14 protein-coding genes are annotated in these 23,450 nt (G+C 52.5%); 6 read left to right on the forward strand and 8 right to left on the reverse strand.

Features of this window, described 5'->3' with window-relative positions; all coding sequences use genetic code 11:
- Positions 1-6: 6 nt before the first annotated feature.
- The 8 genes from PORAS_RS06315 to PORAS_RS06350 form a co-directional block, all read right to left on the reverse strand.
- Positions 7-3,378, reverse strand: coding sequence for a UvrD-helicase domain-containing protein (locus PORAS_RS06315; RefSeq protein WP_013760613.1), 3,372 nt, complete (start codon positions 3,376-3,378; stop codon positions 7-9).
- Between the two features lie 4 nt (positions 3,379-3,382).
- A complete protein-coding gene (locus PORAS_RS06320; RefSeq protein WP_013760614.1) occupies positions 3,383-4,348 on the reverse strand; it encodes a hypothetical protein in 966 nt (321 codons plus the stop codon).
- Between the two features lie 21 nt (positions 4,349-4,369).
- Positions 4,370-5,443 (reverse strand): 4-hydroxythreonine-4-phosphate dehydrogenase PdxA, encoded by a 1,074-nt coding sequence (gene pdxA / locus PORAS_RS06325; RefSeq protein ID WP_013760615.1) that lies wholly within the window; start codon positions 5,441-5,443, stop codon positions 4,370-4,372.
- A 7-nt stretch (positions 5,444-5,450) separates the two neighbouring features.
- Positions 5,451-6,512 carry a DUF4837 family protein gene (locus PORAS_RS06330; RefSeq protein ID WP_013760616.1) on the reverse strand — a complete coding sequence of 354 codons (1,062 nt, stop codon included), beginning with the start codon at positions 6,510-6,512 and terminating at the stop codon, positions 5,451-5,453.
- Positions 6,513-6,538: 26 nt separating this feature from the next.
- On the reverse strand, positions 6,539-7,453 hold the full coding sequence (locus PORAS_RS06335; RefSeq protein ID WP_013760617.1) for a hypothetical protein: 915 nt from the start codon (positions 7,451-7,453) through the stop codon (positions 6,539-6,541).
- Between the two features lie 358 nt (positions 7,454-7,811).
- The gene (locus PORAS_RS06340; RefSeq protein WP_013760618.1) at positions 7,812-10,226 is read right to left on the reverse strand and encodes an outer membrane beta-barrel family protein; all 2,415 of its coding nucleotides are present in this window, start codon (positions 10,224-10,226) and stop codon (positions 7,812-7,814) included.
- Between the two features lie 20 nt (positions 10,227-10,246).
- The gene (locus PORAS_RS06345; protein WP_004331628.1) at positions 10,247-12,460 is read right to left on the reverse strand and encodes an outer membrane beta-barrel protein; all 2,214 of its coding nucleotides are present in this window, start codon (positions 12,458-12,460) and stop codon (positions 10,247-10,249) included.
- A 330-nt stretch (positions 12,461-12,790) separates the two neighbouring features.
- Positions 12,791-13,408 carry a TetR/AcrR family transcriptional regulator gene (locus tag PORAS_RS06350; protein WP_004331624.1) on the reverse strand — a complete coding sequence of 206 codons (618 nt, stop codon included), beginning with the start codon at positions 13,406-13,408 and terminating at the stop codon, positions 12,791-12,793.
- A 963-nt stretch (positions 13,409-14,371) separates the two neighbouring features.
- Here PORAS_RS06350 and PORAS_RS06355 point away from each other — a divergent pair.
- The 6 genes from PORAS_RS06355 to secA all read left to right on the forward strand — a co-directional run bounded on the left by PORAS_RS06355 (position 14,372) and on the right by secA (position 23,421).
- Positions 14,372-15,145: a response regulator transcription factor gene (locus PORAS_RS06355; protein WP_013760620.1), complete on the forward strand. Its 774-nt coding sequence runs from the start codon at positions 14,372-14,374 to the stop codon at positions 15,143-15,145.
- A 288-nt stretch (positions 15,146-15,433) separates the two neighbouring features.
- Positions 15,434-16,042: a nucleotide exchange factor GrpE gene (locus PORAS_RS06360; RefSeq protein WP_004331593.1), complete on the forward strand. Its 609-nt coding sequence runs from the start codon at positions 15,434-15,436 to the stop codon at positions 16,040-16,042.
- 35 nt (positions 16,043-16,077) lie between these two features.
- A complete protein-coding gene (gene dnaJ / locus PORAS_RS06365; protein WP_013760621.1) occupies positions 16,078-17,232 on the forward strand; it encodes a molecular chaperone DnaJ in 1,155 nt (384 codons plus the stop codon).
- Between the two features lie 56 nt (positions 17,233-17,288).
- A complete protein-coding gene (locus PORAS_RS06370) occupies positions 17,289-18,521 on the forward strand; it encodes a lipoprotein N-acyltransferase Lnb domain-containing protein (RefSeq protein ID WP_245528072.1) in 1,233 nt (410 codons plus the stop codon).
- Positions 18,521-20,077, forward strand: a complete 1,557-nt coding sequence (locus PORAS_RS06375; protein ID WP_004331629.1) for an alkaline phosphatase family protein — start codon at positions 18,521-18,523, stop codon at positions 20,075-20,077. The genes PORAS_RS06370 and PORAS_RS06375 overlap by 1 nt, the downstream gene beginning before the upstream one ends.
- A gap of 11 nt (positions 20,078-20,088) precedes the next feature.
- Positions 20,089-23,421, forward strand: a complete 3,333-nt coding sequence (gene secA, locus PORAS_RS06380) for a preprotein translocase subunit SecA (RefSeq protein WP_004331574.1) — start codon at positions 20,089-20,091, stop codon at positions 23,419-23,421.
- Positions 23,422-23,450 lie beyond the last annotated feature (29 nt).

A 23,450-nucleotide genomic window follows, 5' to 3' on the forward strand; every position in this document is an offset into this window, starting at 1 on the left:
CTCCGGTTAGTCTACCTCGACGATATGGTGCCCATCGGCAGAGAGGTAGAGGAGGTAGGCGCATACCCTCTTGAAGCCACTCTCTAGGAGTGCCTTGCGGTAGCTACGCAGCTGGCGCTTGTGGCGCTCAGTGTACTGCTGCGCCTCGCCACCGCTCTTGTAGTCTATGATGACTGCTTGCTGCTCCTCGTCGTACAGGATACGATCGGGACGCTCTATGCGGGCTTGTCTGGTCTCGCTCTCGGTGTCTTGTGAGAGTCTGACGATGCTTCGCTCATTGATCACCTGCCACCCGCTACTTCGATCGTAGTATTCGGCTATCTTCGGGTCTGTGAGTGCCTGCTCTAGTAGCTTAGCGAGAGCGTCTCGCTGATCTTGGGGGATGAGTCCCTGAAGGCATTTCATATCGAGTAGCTTCACTAGCTCATCGTGCTCTAGGTAGTCGATCTCACTCAGCAAGGCGTGGAGGAAGAGACCATTGCGCACGGCATCTTGCGCCTGATAGGAGACGCTCTGGGAGCGACGCACACGTAGCTGGGCTAGAGCTCCTATCTGCTCTCTGCCAGGTATGCTGACGAGCCGTGAGGTGTCGCTGGAGGGTGTCGTAGGCTTAGGCGGTGCGGTGGTAGGATCGGTCTGATAGTAAAAGATCCTTTGCTTAATCTCCGCATCTTCTGACGGCGAGGCCTTGAGCTCCGAGCATTGGAGGTCGATCGTCTCCTGTGACAATAAATCAGGTTTTTGATTATGGCCGGGCTCTTGGATTTGTGTGACTAGTTCAGAAATGAGTCGCTCGAAGTTGATACTCGTCCCCGACTGCCCCTTGTTCTCACTGAGTATGAGGTGCATCTCGCTCTTGGCACGTGTCATCGCTACATAAAACGCATTGATGCGGTCTAGGAGAGCAAGATGCTCCTCGGCAACAATCTTCTCGCGGAAGAGGGTGCTTCGAGCCTCTTTGGTGGGGGAGATAGGGAGTAGGGTGGGGATTTCGACGTTTCCGCCTAGGAGCTTATGTAGTTCGGCCATTATCTCCTCATCGCGACACCAGATGGTATCCGTATGCTCTAGTAGCCTCATCTGGTACTCTAGGAGGCAGACGACGGGAAAGCCGAGTCCCTTGGCCGAGTGTATGGTGAGGAGCTGCAGGGCGTCTTGTGTCTCTAAGCTTAGTCTGGGGGTGTGAGTCTCTAGCCACTCTAAGAAGCCCTGCAGGTCTACGTAGTTGTCCTGGCTGTAGTCCTGGACGGTGTCTAGGAGTGCGTCTATGTAGGACTGGTCGGCGGAGGTGATGAGGGGACGTACGATCTCTACGATCAGTAAGGTTAGCTCATAGAGCGAGGCACTGAGTCCCTCCTGGTAGCAACGTGCGAGGTCTAAGGCGGGTGAGTCACTGAGGCTGCGAGCTAGCTCGGCATAGTGCGTTACGGCTAGTCGGTGCTCGAAGCTCTTGCTGTAAAGCTCCTCGCTGGCTCCCGCATTGACTAGGACGCTCTGCATGATCTCTACGATGAGACGGTAGAGCGGGTTGGCATCTAGTGAGAGCATCTCACGGGATACGAAGGCAAGCGGCTGCAGGTGCTGGTTCTTGTTTTTGTCGTTCTCGAGCTCTTTGTTGTACAGGATGATAGCCTGAGCGATGCGCTGGAGGGTGTCGTTATTTGGCGTTAGGATGGCGATGTCCGAGAGCTTATAGCCACGCTCTCGTATGGAGGGGATGACATGGCGGAGGAGATAGTCGATCTTTGTCTGGAGCTGACTTGGAGGAGTCGTCTCAGCGTTGTCGTCCTCTTCCGTTGCTGCTGTTGGCTGTGATATCTCGGGCGTTTTCTCCCATTGATGTATGAAGACTCCACCTATCTTATTTTGGTTTGGATCGGGGACCTCTTGGTGTACCTCTTCAGGATCGTAGACCTTTTGGATCAGGTTAGAACTCTCTAGCTTGAGCTCGGAGGCGTAGGGTAGAAGCGAGAAAAAGCGATTGTTGAAGGAGACGATCGCTGGAGCGCTACGCCAGTTGTTCGGTAGGTTTAGTGTCTGCTGGTCCTTGGGGAAGTCTTTGCTAAGATCGTTTTGCAGGAGCATCGGGTCGCTATTGCGAAAGCGGTAGATGCTCTGCTTGACATCACCCACGATGAAGATCTCACCAGAACTACTCAGCGCCTCCTCAAGGAGTGGAACGAAGTTCTCGTACTGAAAGCGACTAGTGTCCTGAAACTCATCGATCATGTGATGCGTCAGCTTGGTGCCTAGCCGCTCATAGATAAAAGCGGTGCTCCCCTCGCCGCTCACAAGGGTACGTATGAGTCGCTTAGCATCGTCTAGGAGCGTGATGCCTAGCTCTTCAGATACTTTGTAGACATTCTCCTGTATCTCTCCGAGGAGCTGTAGCTCGTATCCATTTCTGATCGCAGTACGTAGGGTAAAGAGATCTGTGTAGAGGCGGAGTATCGTCTGAAAGATGCTGATCAGCGGGGAGTCTTCGATGCCTTTGGTGTAGCGATCGTCAAGGGCTTCGGTGACATCTAGGTTCTTCAAGTACTTATCCCAGGTGGTAGCGGTTATATAGGAGTTTGTAGCACCGATCGTCGGCTCATCCTTTGTTGTATCCGTGAGCCTCGTCAGTGGCGAGTTCTTGCCACCTGGGAGCTTGGTCCCCTCGGGGACGAGCGATCGGGCTGTTGCCACCTGATCCCTGATCTGCTCCTGCACCACCACGATCTGCTTCTCGACAGCACGAACGAAGCTGTCGTAGGTCTGAGGCTCAAAAAGCCTCTCCCCATTGAAGGCGTGCTCTTGTATCTGCTCGTTGTATAGCTGCTTGGCAAAGAGCTTCAAGCTCTTTCGCAGGGCGTAGATAGACTTCTCCTTGCGATTGACCAGAAAGCTCTTGATAGCTTGCTGAGCGATGGGGGAGGGCTGCTCAAAGAGTCGCTCCACAGCTAGACTTAGTATCTGATCTGTGGAGAGCTCGATGCGCATCGAGGGACGCTGCTTGAGCTCGATCGCTAGCGCATGGATGATGTCTTGGAAGAAGGAGTCGATCGTCTTGACTCGTAGCCCGCCATAGTCGAAGAGTATGGACTGGAGTGCCGTGCGTGCTTTTGTGGATAGCTGCGCATCGCTGTAACCCTCCTTGTTAAAGCTGTCGTAGAAAGGCGACTCTTGAGGCTTTGTCGCCAATGTGTAGAGCTCCTTGAAGAATCGCTCCTTGAGCTCTCTAGTCGCTAGGTTGGTAAAGGTGACCGCCTGCACCTCTTGGTAACTACTCCTAGGCTTCTCCAGGACATGGCGCAGGAAAGCTTCCGTCATGGTGTGGGTCTTGCCCGCTCCTGCCGAAGCTTTGTAGATATGTAGTCGCTTTTCCTCTGTACTCATAGCTCTATTGTGGAGACTCTTGTTGCTCCTCTCGATGTAGGTTGCTGAGAAGTCCCTCGTAGAGCTTGCGATACTCCGACTCTAGGTAAAGCTGCACCCCTAGGGTCATCAGCGTCATGACGACGCCTGTCACAACTAGATACCAAAGCTCCCAACGGAAGGCTAGGGTGAGGACGAGCAGTATCCAGCGGTTGTAGTTGCTGAGCAGACCTAGCGTGACACCGATGCTGCGCTTATACTGGGGCATCTGCTGAACAAACTGAGCTGGCACGCCGCTCTGATGCGCATGCCGATAGAGTAGGGACTGCAGACGATAATGCCACGGGAGAATGAGTTCCCAGAGCGTGAGCAAGCGATAGAGCGCACGCCTGGTCCGCAGACTCTCTGGTCCCTTAGGATTGGTTGCTTGATATCCTCGTTGGTATCGGTAGGCGAAGAGCGGGGCGTAGTGCTGTGCCTCTACTTGTACAGACATGCTGCGCTGATAGTACCTGATGAAGTACTCGATGAGTAGCTGATAGAGGTAAAGTACGACGATGCTAAGTGCTAGCCCTGCGTACCACCAACCCGACACTCCCGCAGCTTCTGCCTCTTGTGGCGGATAAGTGCTGATACGTATCGGCAAGGAGACGAGGAGAGCCAGCTGTATGACAATCGGGGTAGCTGTGTACCATAAGACGATCTGCTTGCCGAGCGTCGGGATCGTACGTCTCGCGACACGTTGCCGCTCTATCGACCAAGCGGTCTCGTTGAGTATCAGAGCCAGCAGTATGACTACCGAGCCGACGATGCTACTCCATAGGGAGATCGGATCGATCAGTGTGAAAGCTGCGACGACGCCCATAAGCATCGCCAGCATAGACATGTAGTGAGCCTCGGCAAAGTCTGTACGCGCCAGCACTTCATGGGCTATGCGATCTGTCATAGGTCTGATCCCTTTGCGAGCTATGAGTCCATTGATGCGCTCCATATCCTTTGTCGCTCTTTGCATTTACTCGTTATCTCCTCGTTTGTTCTTGTAGAGCTTAGGCAGCACATTACTGCGAGCCTCCTCGTCAGCTATGCGATGGCGATAGAGATCGATAGCCATGTAGATAGACTCCATAAGTGCCTGCTCGTTGGCGATGCCCTGCATCACGATGTCGTAGCCCGTGCCGTGATCTGGCGAGGTGCGTATGATCGGTAGACCCGCCGTCACGTTGACCCCATCGTGTAGGTGTAGTAACTTGAAGGGCGCTAAGCCCTGATCATGGTACATAGCCAAGACTGCATCATACTGCTGATAAGCTCCCGACCCCCAAAAGCCATCGGCCGAGAAAGGTCCAAACGCATAGATCCCCATCTCACGCTGCGCAATGGCAATAGATGGTGCGATGACCTCAAGCTCCTCGGAGCCGATCAGTCCGTTGTCACCAGCGTGTGGATTGAGTCCGAGGACTGCTATGCGAGGCGAAGAGATCAAAAAGTCACGTCGCAACGCTTCGTCTAGGATCTCCAAAGTCTTGATCACCTTTCTCTGAGTGATCACTTGAGACACTTGGCTGATCGGATCATGCGTCGAGACCAAAGCAACCCGCAGACCCGAAGATGCTGCAAGGATCATCAGCGGCTCCTTGCCCTGTCCGCAAGCCACGCCTAGATAGGCAGTGTGCCCTTTGTAGGGGAAGCGGTCTTGAGGCATAGCCGACTTATTGATCGGGCAAGTGACCAGCACATCAATAGCTCCACGGTTTATGTCGCTCGTGGCTCGCTCTAGGGCAGCCAGAGCGGCTACTCCCGCTGCCTCGGTCACCTTGCCAGGCGTCACATCGATATCATCCCCTACCACGTCAATCACGTTGACCACGTTGGGCTCAGCCTCCTCGGCGTTAGTGATCAGATGCCACGAGACACGTTCCATCTCCAGAGCCTTGCTGTAGTAAGCGGCGATACGTGGAGATCCATATATAATAGGTGTAAAGAGGTCGGTCACGCCATGGCGATTGAAGAGCTTGAGCAGTAGCTCATAGCTCGTCCCGTTGATGTCGCCGTGGGTTATCCCGACTACAATTCTTCTGTCAGTCATAAAATGTTCAATAGGTTGTATAAGCCGTCCAGCGTGCCTGGGCTACTTGATCAGCATCCCACTGCTCGACCGTGTCAGCTCTTACGGAGAAGAGTGCTGCCTCGACCTGCTGCATCACATCACGCTTAGCCTCATTGGGGTGGTAAACAAACGCCTCAGCAACGACCAGCTCGTCTCCGCTAGGAGTGACGAAAGCATGCTGTACAAATGGACCGCCCATAGCTCCACCGCCACGCAGTTCCCATAGTCCACGCAGCTCGGTACGCATCGGCTGCCCCTCGATGGCGACTCGTCTCGTCATCAAGATATGAGGAGCTGTGACCGCATGACTCCCTTCGACAGGACCAGGCACGTTAGCTGCGAGGACCGAGTCACGTAGGGCTACAAGGTAAGGCACAGTCAGTGCCTCGCCATGGTAGGGCACCTTGTAGAGCAACATATCGGTGCGCCGACGCATCGTATTGTTGGAAAGCCAAAGACAGTTCTCGCCTACCTTGTAGGAGACGATGTCTTCGGGCGCATTGAGATGGTAGCCGATATGCTTCACGGCTAGTTGGTCAGCCGTGCGGCTAAAGTTCTTCACCAAGTTACTCGCTTGTACCGCTAGCTCGTGGCGTACGAATAAGTTGAGCACAGCTCGTCCACGATCTGCCATAAGGAAGCAGACAGAGTCTGGCGAAGGGCTTTGTATCGTCACCACGATCTGTCCGTGTGCCCACTGGTCGTAAGCGTACTTGACACTATTCTGCGTATATCGTCCCGCATCGATGTCGACAATCAGTATGTTGCGTACATAGCGGAGGAAGGTGTCAAAGTCCTTCGGATCGACCGTCGTCACGTCCATCTGCTCCTCGACCTGAGGCATGGCAGGTACGTAGCTTCGCAGCATCGCCTTGACAGCCGTGCCGACAGAGTCTGCTAGGTAGTCACGATCCATGACGAGCATCACCTCGTTTGGCTTGCCACTGGCTTGGGTAAAAGTGCTACCGCCTCCCCCCGAGCAACTACTCATAGCAAGTAATGTGAGTAGTGCCGCAAAGAGTGACGTAAATTGGTATAAGGGTCTCATAAGTCTGTAGCGTTATAGCGAGTAGATCACTCAGCGCTGTTTTTGCGCTTACTGTAGCTATCCTGTCTCTCCTTGACCTCCTGATACTTATCCTGAATGCTCTTATTCTCGGGGTACTGCTCCCGCATCGTCTCGAGAAGCGGTAATACGATCGGGAAGTTGTAGTATCTCGTCTTCAAGATATGGTCTACGAGGAGTAGCAGACGGTGTATAGTACCTGGCGAAGCGATACCACTGGCGGTGTAGCCCTTTTCGTTAGACCCTTTGCAAAAAACTACCTCGTCCGTCACGCTGAGATCTTCGTCAGTCAGTGCATTAAAGGGGAACCAATAGTTTGTCTTCTCCTCATCAAAAGCCTCAATAAAGCCGTACTTCTTCATGTTCTCCCGCATCTTGATCGTTCCTGCAGGACGTACCAAGAGCAGGTCTTCGGCAGGTATTATGCTCCGATCCTCATTAGCCTCTATCTCGTCTAGGATCTCGCTTAGGGTAGGCTTGTCGGCAGAGTTACGAGGGTATCGATTTGAACCCGCTTTCTGTTGCTTAGAGGTGTGTGACTTGAGCTGATTCTTGTTAGGTAGCGGGATGCGATCGCCAGGCTTGTAGATGTAGGTTTTGTCCTTGTCTATCGAGCCTTCAAGCGGGGAGAGCAGACTCTCTATCGCCTCTTCATCTGATTGCGTTGTCTCGGTGCTTGCTTCGGGCTGAAGATCCTCCTCTTCGATAACCTCTATCTCTTTGGTAGCAGTCTTCTCTCTCCTATTGTAAACCGTAAAGGACTCGATCAGCTCCTCACGGATGAAATGCTGGTCACCACGACGACTCTCGAGGACTATGTAGTCGCCACAAACTGCTTGGAAGGTACCTCTGAAGGATCTATCCTTCGATACGATAAGAACACTCTGACCTGGTGTCAGCCAACTTGCGAAATCATTTTTCATAATCGATATGTCTATTGGTCTGTAATCTATATGCCACAGGTGAGTCTGCTTGGCTCGTACTTCGTCGTGGCAGATCTTTCATGTGGATACACAAAGATAGTGAATTCTTTGACTCCTTTGCAATGTTGTGCCACATTCTTTCCAATTTATCCTCTTCTAAAATAGTACACAGTTGGAGAAGCCAACTGCAACAGCGATGAAACAAGAAAAAAGGAGTAAAAAGCAATTGAGCAAGTCAGAGGAGGAATGTATCCTCGCTGACTTGCTCAATGAGCTAAAAAAGAGTCTTCGTATATCCTATCCTAGGTTTCTTTGTTGTATTCTTACGTTGATAGGCATTGTAAAGGTCCAAAGTGTGCTAGAAGCGGCGCTCGATGTCTCGTGCACCTTGGCTGCGGGTGGAGGAGGTGTCCTTGCCGTTGGAGAATTTGTACGAGATTGATATGTAGAGCGTCGGGTCGTCGTAGCTATTGTCGAAGGTGACGCTGTAGCCGTCGTACTGGCTCACTCCCTTATAATTCGAGACTAGGAGGTTTAGTCCAGCGATGGAGAGCGCGAGCCGTCTATTCAAGAGGAAGTAGCTCATGCCGAGTCCTACATTGTACTGCGGCTCTAGGGTGACGACCGTCGTCTTCTGCCGTCCCGTGTACTCGCCCGAGAGGAAGCCAGTCCAGGTGCGGCTCTCGTTGAAGGTAAAGTCCAGGTAGCCGCTGCAGCCCCACTCGCTGCCCGTCATCTTAGGAGGAAGCTGTGGCAGTGTGGAGGTGTAGATGCTTCGGCCATAGTACGCCTCAAGGTTGGCACTCACCCAGCGCAGCTTGTCAAAGTAGTAGCCAGCCTCAGCTCCTAGGAAGAGACTGTTTTGCGCATTCTCCATCTGCGTGTAGACCCGCTCGCCCTGCAGAGTCGATATAGGAGTCATCAGCCGCAGTCCTCTCCGCAAGCGTCCGCGGATAGAGAGGGCTTGGTCGAAGGTGTAGCCGACACCCAGTAAGTAGCGCAGCTCAGGACGAAGCTGCGCATTCCCTTGATAAAAGGTGCGCTCGTTGACCTGCCAGACGAAAGGGTTGAGGTCTCTAAACTTAGGCTCCACGATGGAGCTATTGACCGTGAGCGTCAGCTGATGCCTCGACGAGGGGGTGTAGCTGGTGTGTAGCATTGGGAGCCAAGCGTCGTCATAGCGGTCTAGCTCAGGGATTGTGGTCATCGATTGCCCTTGCTGTGCTAGGTGCGACTTGACCCCGAGGTAGCGCACACCTAGGCGCATCCACCACTGTTCGCTGAGGCGAAGCGTACCGCTGACATAAGGTGAGAGACTCCACTCCTGCCAGACGATGTCGTTGCGCTGCTGTATGAGCGGGTACGGACTCACCGCATCGTTGTGCGCTCGGTGGTTGGCGGAGCTACTCCAAGCCCCCTTGATACCAGTCTCTAAGAGGTAGCGGTTGTCACTATCTAGATAAATAGCGTAGTCGCTACTCAGATGCGCCCCCGAGGTACGCAGGTCCCGCTCTTCACTATAAGCTAAGAAAGGGTCGCTCTGTGGCAATTCCTGACCTACGTAAGTCGTCTGCGAGTCATTCGTTAGGTTAAAGTAAGATAGCTCACTCCAGAGCTGTCCGCCCCGCTCCCCGAAGGTTGCCTCCCAGTAAGCGGTCGCTGTGATGCGTGGCTCGGTAGCTAGGTAGCCGTTGCTATTCTCCACGACCCGCTCTGGGGTACCCGGCTGCGTGGTCGTCTCCTGACTCTCGAAGATGTTATGGTACTTCTTCCTATTCCACGAGAGCGCCACGCCCAGCAGGCTTTTCTCCCCGTAGGCGTACTGCAGCGTGCCACGCACACCCATATAGTCATAGCGCCCCACCGAGGGTGTGTAAGTATGGTAGCGATAATCTTTTGCCTCGTAGGTGACATCCTCTAGATTGTCTGAGCCGTTGAAATTGATCGAAGGAGCTATCGATGCGAAGAGTCCTCGCCGATTGTAAAGCAGTGAGCCGTAGCCTCCGTAGCGATAGCTATCCTTGTTGGCATACATGCCTTCCGTGCCAATCACCCCGCCCATATACTCCTTAAAGAGAGAGGAGGTGTGCAAGATGATCATAGCCGTATTGCCGTCGGGGTCGTACCTAAGCGGTGGTTGCGTGATGACCTCCACACGGTCTATCAGCCCCGCATCATAACCCTTGAGGAGACCGGCAATCTCCGAGGCATCGACCCGCTGCAAGACGTTGCCTATCTTGACCAAGACCTGCTCCTTGCCTAGGATACCGAGCTGGTTACCCTTCACCTGCACCTTCGGTATATGCTTGAGCAAGTCTAAGGCATCGTTGCTGCGCTCCCTGATCTCGCGCACATCGACTGTAAAGCCGTCGGGCTGCGTTCGCACCCCAACGATCTGCCCCCGCACGACCACCGTCTGCAGCTCCTCAGCACTCGTCTCTAGGGTAATGGTGCCTAGGTCGAGCGGATCGGGCGTGAGACTAATCTCCTCCGTGTGCATCGCATAGCCGAGGTAGCTCACGCCGAAGATATAGTTCCCCGCAGGCGCATTCATCGTAAAGCCCCCCGCAGCATCGCTCACAGCAAACTGCACGATCTCTTGCGTCTCCCGATCCTTGACAAGGAAGACAGAGGCTCCCTCGAGCACTCCCTCTGCATTTCTAATAGTTCCCGTGATGACACCCCCAGTCGTCTGCGCCGAGGCGATGACGCTCCACAGGAGGAGTCCGATGGCTAGATGTAGTAGTCTCTTGATCGTTCGTGTATGTCGCATAGTGTGTCGTGTGTATGTGTCTATTTATCATCGCTGGAAATAATGCGTGAGGCGTCAGATCGCTTCGCTTGGATCTTCTGATTGAGCGATGACTTGCCGAAGTAGTATGCGATGGATAGCGAGATGCCCATATCCTCACCCCACGACTTCGTCCACCGATCGAAGTCCGGTGTGTGACTCTCTGATAAGCCCCACGAGTGGATGCCGTGTCTGAGGCTTTGCCTCCAAGACTTGTATGCCCATAAAGTCAGCATCACACGGGAACCAATGCCTTTGCTCATCATGATGTTGCATTGCATCATCCCATCCTGTGTGGTGTAGAGATAGTGGTAAGGAGATGAGTAGCTGAAGTTGACATCTGCTGTCCAGTCGTAGCGGTCTGAAAGCGTGAAGGCATTGTTGAAGGAGCCGTCCGCCATCCAGGTTCGGTAGTTGTGCCCATACTGAGGAAGCCCCGCTATGGTCACCTCATTACGAGTGTATCGTCCCGACACATTAGCATTGGCATACCACCACGAGGTGATGTTACCTCCATATCCCATAGAAAGGCTCAGCGACCGACCGACACCGTAGTTGTAGCTCTTAGTCGCAATTACTCGATCAGGAGTCAGTATAGCAAAGCTACCGATGTTGTCTCGCGTCTCTCCGTAATAAGCTTGAGCATAAAAGTTGCGGTAGCGAGCCGTCAAGGAGTGAAACATAGAGCGAGCTGGTCTCAACTCTGGATTGCCCTGCGTGTAGGCATTCATTGCAGTCCACTTGACAAAGGGAGAGTACGATGCAAAGGAGGAGTAGTTATTACTCATGGAGAAGCCATACGAGAGACTCAATGCACCTCGCCGCCAAGATACACTGGCATAGGGGAGCAGGTACCATCGCCCGGAATAGTGTTGCCTCGCACCATCATCATAAGCCCCCGATGTACTATGATACTGTCCATACAGCCCACCATACAGCGAGATATTATACGGGAGCTGATAGTATGCCAAGAGATAAGGGAGATGCAGCATCTCGCTGTAATGCAATGTGCGGTCTGCTGGACGAAAGCTGCCTGGGATCACACGGATGTCGTAGGTCTCACTGTAGCGAGCCCGATTCAGCGAACTATTGTTGCCTAAATAGAGGTATAGTTTCTCAGAGAGCGGGATCGATAGTTGCGTCTTAGAGGAGTAGCCACTCGTTGCCATCGGGAGGTTAGACTGGTAGTCCAAGTAGGATGGATGACTTGGCAGGTCACTCCTATTATAGCGTTGGCTCATCGTCTGGCGGTAGTCACTCCAGAGACCGCTAACTTCTGCCGTCAAGTACATACCATGGGGGAGCTTGCCTTGGTAGTAGATGATGCTCCCTAGGTAGCTATCCACGTAGTCTCTGTTGATGTGTCCCGTGAAGGTCGAGTCTATGCCGACGGAACTATAACGGTCGGTTATAGTAGTACGCGGCTTGCCTCCATAGCGATAGAGATCTATTGAGGCTCCCACCGTATGTCCCTCTGCAATTTTGTATTCTCCCGTCAAGTTGAGGTCATATTGATGACGACGGGTGTCTCGGAGCTGCTCGGAGGTATTGATCACTCCCGACTGCAAGTAGTGAGTCTCTCCCTCAGACCGCTCATAGTCTCTCAAGTTACGAGCCCCAGCGTAGAGCTGCACTTGCCATCTGGGTGCCTGATAGACGAGTGTCGTGCTAAGCGTCTCCTTCCACCTTCTAGTGCGGATCACCTCTCCACGCAGACTCCCTTGGAACCCCACATTGTTGTCCTCGATGACAAGGTCGATGACTGCCGTACGTTCACCGACGCCATACTCTGGTGATGGCTGATAAAGGACTTTCATCGATTTGATCTGGCTTGCTGATAGCGTTTTTAGATAGCTCATTAAGGCCGACATGGACATGAGGGAGCGACGACCATTGATAAAGAACACGACATCGTCCGTTCCCACCACGGAATAGCTATCCAATCCCTTCTTTGAGATCATCGGCACATAGGCAAGAAGATCTACGGCAGTACGATTGCTGATCAAGTCTTGATTAAGAATACGACACTCGATGCCACCTACGATCGGCTTAGTACGCACTTGATGCGCTAAGACGACTACCTCTCCGAGTGCAGTGTCATCATCCTCCATAATCACCTCTCGGTAAGCTTCTAGTGTGACATCGTATGGGATAGTGACTTGCTTAGCTCCAATGAGTGAATAGGTGACGCTGAACGCCTTCTCTGGAAGTTTCATCGCATACCTACCTAAACTATCCGTCACAGCCATCGTAAGCAATGTGGAGTCTTGGTTACTATATAGCAACACATGCACATTCTCCAGTGGAGTACGCTCCTTTGAGAGGACTCTACCTATTACTTCCTGTGCAGTTGTGGCTTGTAGAGACAGGCCAAGGCAACACAGTATTATAGCTATGGTGGAAGTTACTTTTGACATGGAAGCTTTATTGATATACTGCATAATTAGGGGTGTATAAACGAGAAAGCCATTTTTAGAGTAATCATAGAGCTACCGAAGCCGTTTGCCCCTGCTCTGACAGGGTTTCGGGTGTAGCTCCTAGCTCTTTCAGTTTATATGGTGTAGGGTGTATAGGTACTCCCATTGCTTGCGTAGTGCTGCGATAGAGAGCGTGTCAATCATCGCTCCTTCGAAAGAGAGCCCTAGGTAGAGGTGGTGAAAGGTCTCTGCGAGCATTGTCGTATCTGTGTCGGGACGTATCTCGCCACGATCCTTCGCGAGGTTGATCGCCTTGCTCCAAGCTTCTATCTTTTTCGCTTCGTACTCCTGGACCTGCTCGCTCCAGGTCTCGTGATGATCTTTTAGGTACAAGATGAAGCTCATAAAGCTGGCAGACGTGACACGCACATCGACCTCCCTGAGGAAATAGGTCATCCGTCGCTCTATGAGAGCCAAGCATGTGTCTATAAAGTCTTTGAGGGGCGTCGGACTAGTCAAGTACTCCGCACCATAATCCACCTCCTCGAGGAATGCATCGATGAATTGGTCAGCGACATGCTTAAACAGATCCTCCTTGCCACTGAAATGATGAAATATAGCACCTCGAGTGACCTGAGCAGCGCGCTCAATATCTGTAAAGCTGACAGCATCGTATCCCCGTGCGAGAAAGAGCTTAAAGCTCTCTCGGACTATTGCCGCTTTCTTTTTAGTCTCTTTTCCTTCCATAGCGATCAGACAAATACGTATCGGTTGGTTTTTCTTTCTAGGCGCAATATTACAAATAAAAAACGAACTGACAAAGCGTACCCCTGCGGTTCAATTTCGCAAATCTCATGAAATACGACTCAACACGCTGACGTGTAGCGACTTGTAGGGACGCACGGTCGTGTCTAGCGGGAGGGCGTCCGTTGGGTCAAAGGTTACAGCGTCTGTCGGTTTTAACGGAAATGGATGCCCTCGGACTCAACACTATCCGTGCGTTCCTACATCGGGGCACTCGTGAGATTGGAGGAATTTAAGCTCCACGGAGGGCCGAAATAAAAGTTCGGAAGAATGAAATGAAACTTCGGAAGAAAGAAATCATAAGTCCGAAGAGTTTTTCTGCGCCTCACTGGATAATCAGAGATCTCCACCGAGGTGTTTTCGATTTCTTCCATAGAGAGGTAGATGAGCGCACGATTAGTGCGTCACCCCCCTAATCTCTAACTTCTAACCTCTAATCTCTAATAACATATCTTTACGGGGAAATTTGTCCGATTCCCGCCTTTCTCGAAGATCCACGTGGAAAATCTCAAATCTCCACCTGGATATTTTTTATTTTCCACGTGGGCGTCATTCATTTTCTCCGAAGTTTCATTTGATTCCTCCAAAGAATTTTTTCTTCCCCACGTGGAAAAGAAAAATTCTCCACGTGGAAATTTCGAAATATCCACGTGGAAATCAGTTTTCCCCGACACGATGCCGTTTCGATATGTAGGCTGCTCTAAATTATTGTAACGAGTCGTCGTTGAATTTCCCCAGAGATGGCTGACGTATCATAATCGTTTTTTTAGGAGCGACACATGAGCGATGAGCGAGGAATGAATGATATAATGTGTCATCCCTGTACTTTTCACCCTTTCGGGTAATGGGTCTGGTGCGAAATGAGTACCTTTGCGTCGCTTGCTCATAAGAAGAGTGGTCCTTAATATGAGTCTCCCTTGTAACGAAAACGATCGACTGAGTCCTCCAGCAGAAACACGTCCCCGAGTAGACGAAGCTCTATATCAGGGGCTACACCCCTATGTGGAGTCTGCCAAGGCTTTGGCTCGGCTTACTTACAAGTCTCTCTATATCATTGATTACAACAAGCTGAACTTCCTCTATATCTCTAGTAACCCGCTCTTCCTCTGTGGCGAGTCTGTAGACGAAGTGATGAGCGAGGGGTATCAGTTTTACTATCGTCATGTGCCTGAGGAGGATCTAGCATTCCTCGAGCGTGTCAATCGGGCAGGCTTCGAATTCTTTAAGGAGATAGCCGTCTCGGAGCGTACTGACTACACCATCGCTTACAACTTTCGGATCATACCCGCCGAGTCTAAAGAGCCGCTCTTGATCAATCATCAGCTCACGCCACTCAAGCTAGACTCAGAGGGTAACATTTGGCTGTCGCTCTGTCTCGTCTCTCTAGCTCACACACGAGAGGTAGGGGAGGCGTATATCTCTGCGGTCAACTCAGGTAAGCGATGGAGGCTCTCCTCAAAAAGTGGTCGCTGGAAGCAGATCGAAGACCTCACACTCAGTGAACAGGAAAAAGCCGTAATCAGTCTAGCACACCAAGGCTTGTCCGTTGGAGAGATAGCACAGATCATCCACCGCTCAGAGGACTCTGTCAAGGGGTACCGCAAGGCTCTCTTTCAGAAGCTTGGTGTGAGCAATATTTCCGAGGCTATAGCTGTAGTCACCAGTCGCAGATTAATCTGAGTCGTCATAGTCTGACTAATCGTTAGACTATGCGTACAATGATGTATGCAGAGAGCCCGCTCACGAGACAAAAGGCTATGCTCGCTTATGATGATACTCATAGAGCATGATCAACCTTAACGTCTGGCTTATGGAGAAGCTTGAAATTTAGTTGTACTTTTGTCCTGCATTACGAGATATGTCGCTACGGCTTGGTGACAGAATGACTTGTCTGGCTAGGCAAGTACGCTTGTAGTTGCTCTTTGGCAGGGTTATTGTATAGTCTCGTGATAGAAATATAGAGCTAATATGAAAAAGGACAATAAGAAGGGTGGCAACCATACAGAGCCACAACATATAGATGCCTCTTCAGAGGATCAGATGAAGCAAGAGACACCAGAGCAGGCATGCGATGCGGCCGCAGCTACTGAGACGGACACTGCGGCGCCTGAGTGTGAGGAGACGCAGAAGATTGCTGAGCTACAGGAGTCACTAGACAAGCTCAATGATCAGCATCTCCGTATGCTGGCTGAGTACGATAACTACCGCAAGCGTACGCTACAGGAGAAGAGCGACCTGATCAAGAATGGGGGGGAGCGTGTCCTCAAGGAGCTACTCCCGATCGTGGATGACTTCGAGCTAGCGGTCAAGCATGCCCGTGAGAGCAAGAGCGAGGAGGATCCGATCGTAGAGGGGCTACTCCTTATATATAATAAGCTGATCGGTTACCTAGAGAAGCAGGGTGTCGTGATGATTGAGGCGACGGGCTGTCCCTTTGACGATAACCTACACGAGGCTGTGGCAATGATTCCGGCACCTACTCCAGAGCAGAAGGGGCAGGTGATCGATTGCGTCCGTACAGGCTATATGCTTCACGATAAGGTGCTACGCCACGCGCATGTGGTCGTCGGCAACTAAGAGGCTTAAAGCTTTGATCTGCACAAGATAGATATATGGCAACGAAGAAAGACTACTATGAGCTGCTGGGCGTCTCACGAGACGCTTCGGCAGATGAGATAAAGAAGGCTTACCGCAAGCAAGCCCTAAAGTATCACCCCGATCGCAACCCTGGAGACAAGGAGGCGGAGGAGCACTTTAAGGAGGTTGCGGAGGCTTATGATGTGCTGAGCGATCCCGACAAGCGGAGTCGCTATGACCAGTTTGGACATAGTGGCGTAGACGGAGCTAGTGGCTTCGGAGGCTTTAGTGGAGGTGGCGGCTTTACGGTAGATGATATATTCTCCCGTTTTGGCGACATCTTCGGAGGTGGTTTTGGCGATTACTTCGGCGGCGGCACTGGCTCCGGTAGGGCACAGCGTCCTATGGGTAGCGACTTGCGCGTTACGGTGCGTCTCACGCTAGAGGATATCAATAGCGGGGTAGACAAGAAGCTACGTGTCAAGAAGTTAATCCAGTGTGATGGCTGTCATGGTCAGGGCACTACAGAGAGCGACGGCAAGCGTAGCTGCTCGACTTGTGGAGGCGCTGGTGTCGTGTATGACGTGAGGAACTCGATCTTCGGTCAGATGCGTACGCAGACCACTTGCCCCACCTGTGGAGGCGCTGGCGAGGTGGTCACGAAGCCTTGCGCTAAGTGTCACGGCAAGGGTGTCGTGCAGGGTGAGGAGGTTATCTCCTTTCACATCCCAGCAGGTGTCGTGGGCGGTATGCAGCTCACGCTGCAGGGCAAGGGTAATGCAGCTCCCCAAGAAGGTATACCAGGTGATCTACTCGTCGTGATCCAAGAGGAGCAGCACAAGGACTTCATACGCAATGGCAATGACCTGATCTACAACCTCCTCATACCCATCCACACAGCGATACGTGGTGGACAGGTGACGGTTCCAACGATCGACGGTAGTGCAAGACTCAAGATAGAGCCAGGCACGCAGCCCGGCAAGGTGCTCCGTATGCGTGGCAAGGGTCTCCCCTCAGTACAGGGTTATGGACGTGGCGACCTGATGGTCAATGTGAATGTCTTCATCCCACAGCATACCTCAGCAGAGGACGAGAAGTTGATCGACCAATTGGCACAGTCGGAGCACTTTAATCCGACGGAAGCCGATCGTAAGGCTATAGACAAGAAGTATAGGGAGATGCTTGAGTAAGCATCTCCTATACCTTATATGTATGGGTAACAAAGACCGCTAATCGTATGGTACGAATGAACACTGTGTGGACTAGACTCACACTACTTATAGCATCGCTCTGTATCGCTCTGAGCAGCACAGCCTCGGCGCAGGAGCCGCTCAGTACAGACTCGCTGATTGGTGCGACTGCCGATGGATGTCATCGTATCAGTATACTACTCTGCACCCCCTCGCAGGCAGATGCCTACACGATCTATGGACACGCAGCGATGCGTGTGCGTAGCTTAGAGGATCTGGAGGACGACTATGTGTACAACTATGGGGTCTTTGACTTCGACCAACCAGGCTTCTACACGAAGTTTATCAAGGGTGAGACGGACGGCTACTTTGTCCAGCAGGAGCCGTGGGACTACTTCCTCTACCGCTACCATGCCTATGGGCAAAACATCTACGAGCTAGAGCTAGACCTTTCTCCCGAGCAGGAAGAGGCGATACGCAGCTACCTAGCGTGGAACATCAAGGAGGAGAATAAGTACTACCTCTACAACTTTGCTTTTGACAACTGTGCTACACGACCATACTCTATTGTCAAGCAAACGCTCCCTCAGGGGTGGCGCATAGAGCTGCCTCAAGTGGCAAAAGAAGAGTCGCTACGCAGTCTTATCGATGCCTATGCGGACTATCATCCGTGGTATCGTCTCGGTACACAACTAGCCTTGGGAGCGCCTGCCGACACAATTATGACGGTCGAGGATCGTCTCTTCCTACCGATGGAGATGGATCGTCTTTTACAGCAAGCGACACTCGTCTCTCCGATAGGTGCGAAGCCACTCGTGAGCAATCGGATCGTTTATGAGACACCGACACCAGCTCCACAGCCTGTGGCTCACTGGTGGCTGGAGCCTGTCCTGTGGATGTCGCTCCTAATGGTCGTCTCGGGCGTGCTGTGCTACTTGCGTCGTAGCCGCTACTGGACATTGCTCTGGATGACGCTTTACGCTTGTGCTGGCTGCATCTTGGGCTTCCTAACCTTTGTCTCGATACATCCCTGCACCGATCCTAACTACAACTTGCTGGTCTTTCATCCACTCCTCCTCTTGGCTTGGTTTGCCTTGGGTAGGGGAGGCAAAGCTCAGCGCATCGCACGGTACTTCCACTCGGCAAATGCTTTGGCAGTAGCGGTCTTCCTGATCTTGGTCGTCTGTGCCGTGCAGACCACTTCGCTGCCCATCATCTTGCTTGCCATTAACTCAGCTATCCTTTCGGTAGCCTATTTGACCTATTCTAAACGACAAACACAGCGCTGATGAGACCTATTCGCTATCTCCTCCTCACATTAAGTTGTCTACTGCCGCTGGCACTCTCGGCACAGCGCACGAGACCTGACATACTGGTGCAAATCTATGTCAAGGGACTACGCACCGACCTGCTGGATAGTTATCGGGCAGGGTGGGGTGGTAATGGCCTGAACGGGGTGATGAAGCAAGGGACGGTAGCACCCGACATTCGCTATCCATACCCATTACTAGACGAGGTGGCGCAGCTTGCTTCGCTCTCGGCAGGTGCTATGCCGGAGATACATGGCGTGTACCAAGCTGAGCGATATGACGCGGAGACACAGCGGTCGGAGTCTACCTTTGCCAATAGAGACTATCGGGGCATCAACAGCGCAGAGCAGCTAGCTCCCGCTGTCCTACGTAGCGAACTGCTCACAGACGTACTCAGGGGCTCTTCGCAGGGCGATGCGATTGTCTATGCCATAGCGAGCCGTGCCAACGATGCCATTGCTGTGGCGGGACACGATGCCGAGGGCGCTATATGGATCGATAAGCATAGCGGCTGGTGGGCTACGACCAACTTCTACGGCGGTTTGCCCGCCTTAGCTCTTAAAGCAAATAATGAGCAGCGCACGCTGGGCGGACGCACTACACCGACCGTCTGGAAGCCTCTCTCGAAAGGCTCGAAGGAGGGTAGCTTTGCTCACACTTTCGAGGGCGCATGGCGTATGAGCGACCTCTTGACATCGCCCTTTGCTAATGATGCCATCACGGACCTATCTAAGGAGTTCATACGCTACGCTCACAAAGCACGTCGCACGTCGCCTACGCTCCTCGTTATGGTCTTAGACCTAGAGGTAGGCACTCGTGGGGTAGCCTATGCGGACTATTCGCCAGAGCAGCAGGACGCCTACGCTCGGCTTAATGAGCAGATACATCAGATCACTGCTCTACTGCAAGAATTATATGGTGCAGACCATTATGCGCTCAATATCGTTGGAGTCCCTGTTGCGAACTTAGCTCAGCCGAAGGCTCCTTCTCGTCGCTCGGTCGTCACCTTTGACCCCGCTAAGTGTATCGCACTGGCTAATCTCTACCTCTCGGCCATCTATGGGCGCAACGACTGGGTCATCGCCTACAGCCATCAGACGCTCCATCTAAATAAGAAGGAGATAGCAGATAAGAAGGTCGATATGCAGGATATGAGCAATAATCTTGCTACTTTTGTATCCGAGATGGAAGGTGTCATCGGGGCAATCCCCGCATATCAACTACAGAGGGGACTCTCACAGCCTGCCTGGGCTAAGCCTCTGTACTCGCATAGTTATCGTAGCTATGCGGGCGATGTGCTACTGGCTCTAGCTCCCTTTGCAGAGGTGGCAGGAGAGAAGCCAGGTGTCGAGCAGCAGAGAGAGCGACGTGTCACGGCTCCCTTTATCCTGATGGCTCCTGGCGTAGCTTCGCAGAGGCTTACGGAGCCTATATCGTACGATGCGGTTGCGCCTTCGCTCGCTTATCTCCTCTGTGTCCCTCAGCCGATGAGTGCTGACGGAACGCCACTCTTTACCCTATTCAATCAGAAATAATCAACCACTTTATGGCTCTCAGTAATATCATCACAAAGCTCTTTGGTAGTAAGTCTCAGCGAGACCTCAAGGAGATAACACCCTACATTAAGAAAATCAAGGAGGTCGAACCCTCCATACAGGCTCTCAGCGATGATGCTCTGAGAGATCGCACACAGCAGCTACGCAACGAGATCAACGAGTATGTCGCCTCGGAGCGTGCCGAGATTGCTAAGCTCAAAGAGGACATCGAAGATCTCGACATAGACGCTCGTGAGGAGGCTTGGTCTAAGATTGATAAGATAGAAAAGGACGTGCTAGAGAAGATCGAGGTCAAGCTTGACGAGATCCTCCCCACGGCTTTTGCTATTGTCAAGGAGACTGCACGACGCTTTGCCAATAATGAGACGATCACCGTCACTGCCACGCAGATGGATAGAGATCTATCGATAGATCACGACTTCGTGGAGATCGATGGCGACAAGGCGATCTACCACAACCACTGGGTAGCAGGAGGCAACGAGATCACTTGGGATATGGTACACTACGATGTACAGCTCATCGGTGGTGTCGTACTGCACAAAGGTAAGATAGCCGAGATGGCGACAGGTGAGGGTAAAACGCTCGTAGCTACTCTGCCAGTCTTCCTCAATGCGCTACCAGGCAATGGTGTCCATGTGGTTACGGTCAATGACTATCTGGCTAAGCGTGACTCCGAGTGGATGGGACCGCTCTATATGTTCCACGGGCTGAGCGTCGACTGTATCGACAAGCACAAGCCCAATAGCGAGGGGCGCCGCAAGGCTTACAATGCGGACATCACTTTCGGTACGAACAATGAGTTCGGCTTTGACTACCTGAGAGACAATATGGCAACAGCCCCCTCAGACCTCGTTCAGCGTCCGCACAACTACGCCATTGTGGATGAGGTGGACTCGGTCCTTATCGACGATGCTCGTACGCCTCTGATCATATCTGGTCCTACGCCTCAGGGAGAGGATCAGCTCTTTGAGGAGTACCTGCCCAATGTCGAGAAGGTGGTCAATGCTCAGAAGGACTTCGTCTCTAAGCTACTCGTAGAGGCGAAGAAGAAGATAGGTAGCGAAGACAAGAAAGAGGTAGACGAGGGCTTCTTACTGCTCTTCCGGGTCTTCAAGGGACTACCTAAGTACAAGCCTCTCATCAAGTACCTCAGTGAGCCAGGTATCAAGGCCTCTATGCTCAAGACCGAGGAGATCTATATGGCGGAGAACATGCGCCAGATGCACATCGTGACCGATCCGCTCTACTTCGTCATCGACGAGAAGATGAATAGCATCACCCTCACCGATAAGGGTATCGAGATGCTTTCGAAGGGTGCAGAGGATGCCTCCTTCTTTGTCCTCCCAGACATTGCCTCTCAGCTAGCAGAGCTGGAGGGTGAGGGGCTCGCTCCCTCTGAGTACGCTGCTAAGAAGGACGAGCTAATCACCAACTACGCTATCAAGAGCGAGCGTGTTCACACGGTCAATCAGCTCTTTAAGGCTTACGCCCTCTTCGAGCGTGATGATCAGTATGTGGTGATAGACAATAAGGTGATGATCGTCGATGAGCAGACGGGTCGTCTTATGGATGGCCGTCGCTACTCAGATGGTCTGCACCAAGCTATCGAGGCTAAGGAGCGCGTCAAGGTCGAGGCTGCTACGCAGACCTTTGCAACCATTACCCTGCAAAACTACTTCCGTATGTACCACAAGCTGGCGGGTATGACTGGTACGGCTGAGACGGAGGCGGGAGAGTTTTGGGACATCTACAAGCTTGATGTGGTGGTCATTCCGACCAATCGCCCCGTCATCCGTGATGATCAGAACGACCGTATCTACAAGACGGCTCGCGAGAAGTACAACGCAGTCATCGAGGAGATCGAGAGGCTCATAGCGGCTGGTCGTCCAGTGCTAGTAGGTACGACTTCGGTCGACATCAGTGAGCTACTCAGTCGTATGCTCTCGCTGCGCAAGATCCCCCATCAGGTGCTCAATGCTAAGCTACACCAGAAGGAGGCCGAAATCGTTGCTCAGGCTGGTCAAGCTGGCACCGTGACCATCGCAACCAACATGGCAGGTCGTGGTACCGATATCAAGCTCTCGCCAGAGGTGCGTGAGGCTGGTGGACTAGCTATCATCGGTACGGAGCGACATGAGTCACGCCGTGTGGATAGGCAGTTGCGTGGTCGTGCAGGTCGTCAGGGAGATCCTGGTAGCTCTGTCTTCTTCATCTCTCTAGAGGATCACTTGATGCGACTCTTTGCGAGTGATCGTATTGCTTCGCTGATGGATCGTATGGGCTTTGGCGAAGGTGAAGCGCTTGAGAACAAGATGCTCAGCAACTCTGTAGAGCGTGCGCAGAAGAAGGTCGAGGAGAACAACTTCGGTATCCGTAAGCGCCTCCTAGAGTACGACGATGTGATGAACTCACAGCGTAAGGGTATCTACGAGAAGCGTCGCCACGCTTTGATGGGCGAGCGCATCGGTATGGACGTCCTCAACATGCTCTACGACGTGACCGAGGCGATTGTCAATAAGAATAAGGAGGCAGACGACTACGAAGGATTCCGCAACGAACTCCTCTCGGTGCTAGCCGTAGAGACTGAGCTGACTCCAGAAGCCTTCAAGTCGACCCACACGAATGAGGTAGTCGACAAGACCTTTGAGACGGTCTATCAGGCACTCAACCACAAGGGCGAGAAGATCGCTACAGTCGCTTACCCGATCCTGCACAATCTCTACGAGACGCAGGGCGACAAGTTCAAGCGTATCATCATACCGATCACGGATGGTAATAAGGTATACAACATCCCTTGCGACCTAGCCGAGGCAGACCGCACCGAGGGCAAGAGCATCGTTAAGGAATTTCACAAGACGATCATGCTCTACACCCTGGATGACGCTTGGAAGGAGCACCTCCGTGAGATGGACGAGCTGCGTAACTCCGTGCAAAACGCTAGCTACGAGAACAAGGACCCACTCCTCATCTACAAGCTAGAGTCTTACGATCTCTTTAGCGATATGCTTAACGGGCTCAACCGTAAGACCGCTACGATCCTCACGCGTGGTCGCATACCGCTACCCGAAAATGATGAGACCGGCTCTAGTCTCTCCGTCCGTGAGGCGCAGACGGAGCGTCATACAGACCGTACTCAGTACCGCGAGACCAAGGACGAGATCGCTAGCCAGCAAGAGGCACAGCGTCAAGCTGGACAAGCCGCCACAGAGGCTTCACAGCCTAAGGCTCAGCCTATTGTCAAGGATAAGAAGATCGGTCGCAACGACCCTTGCCCTTGTGGTAGCGGTAAGAAGTATAAGAATTGTCACGGGCGCAACGCCTAGGCATCATCATATAGGGGCAGGCTTTGGTA

Source organism: Porphyromonas asaccharolytica DSM 20707 (assembly GCF_000212375.1).
GTDB lineage: Bacteria > Bacteroidota > Bacteroidia > Bacteroidales > Porphyromonadaceae > Porphyromonas > Porphyromonas asaccharolytica.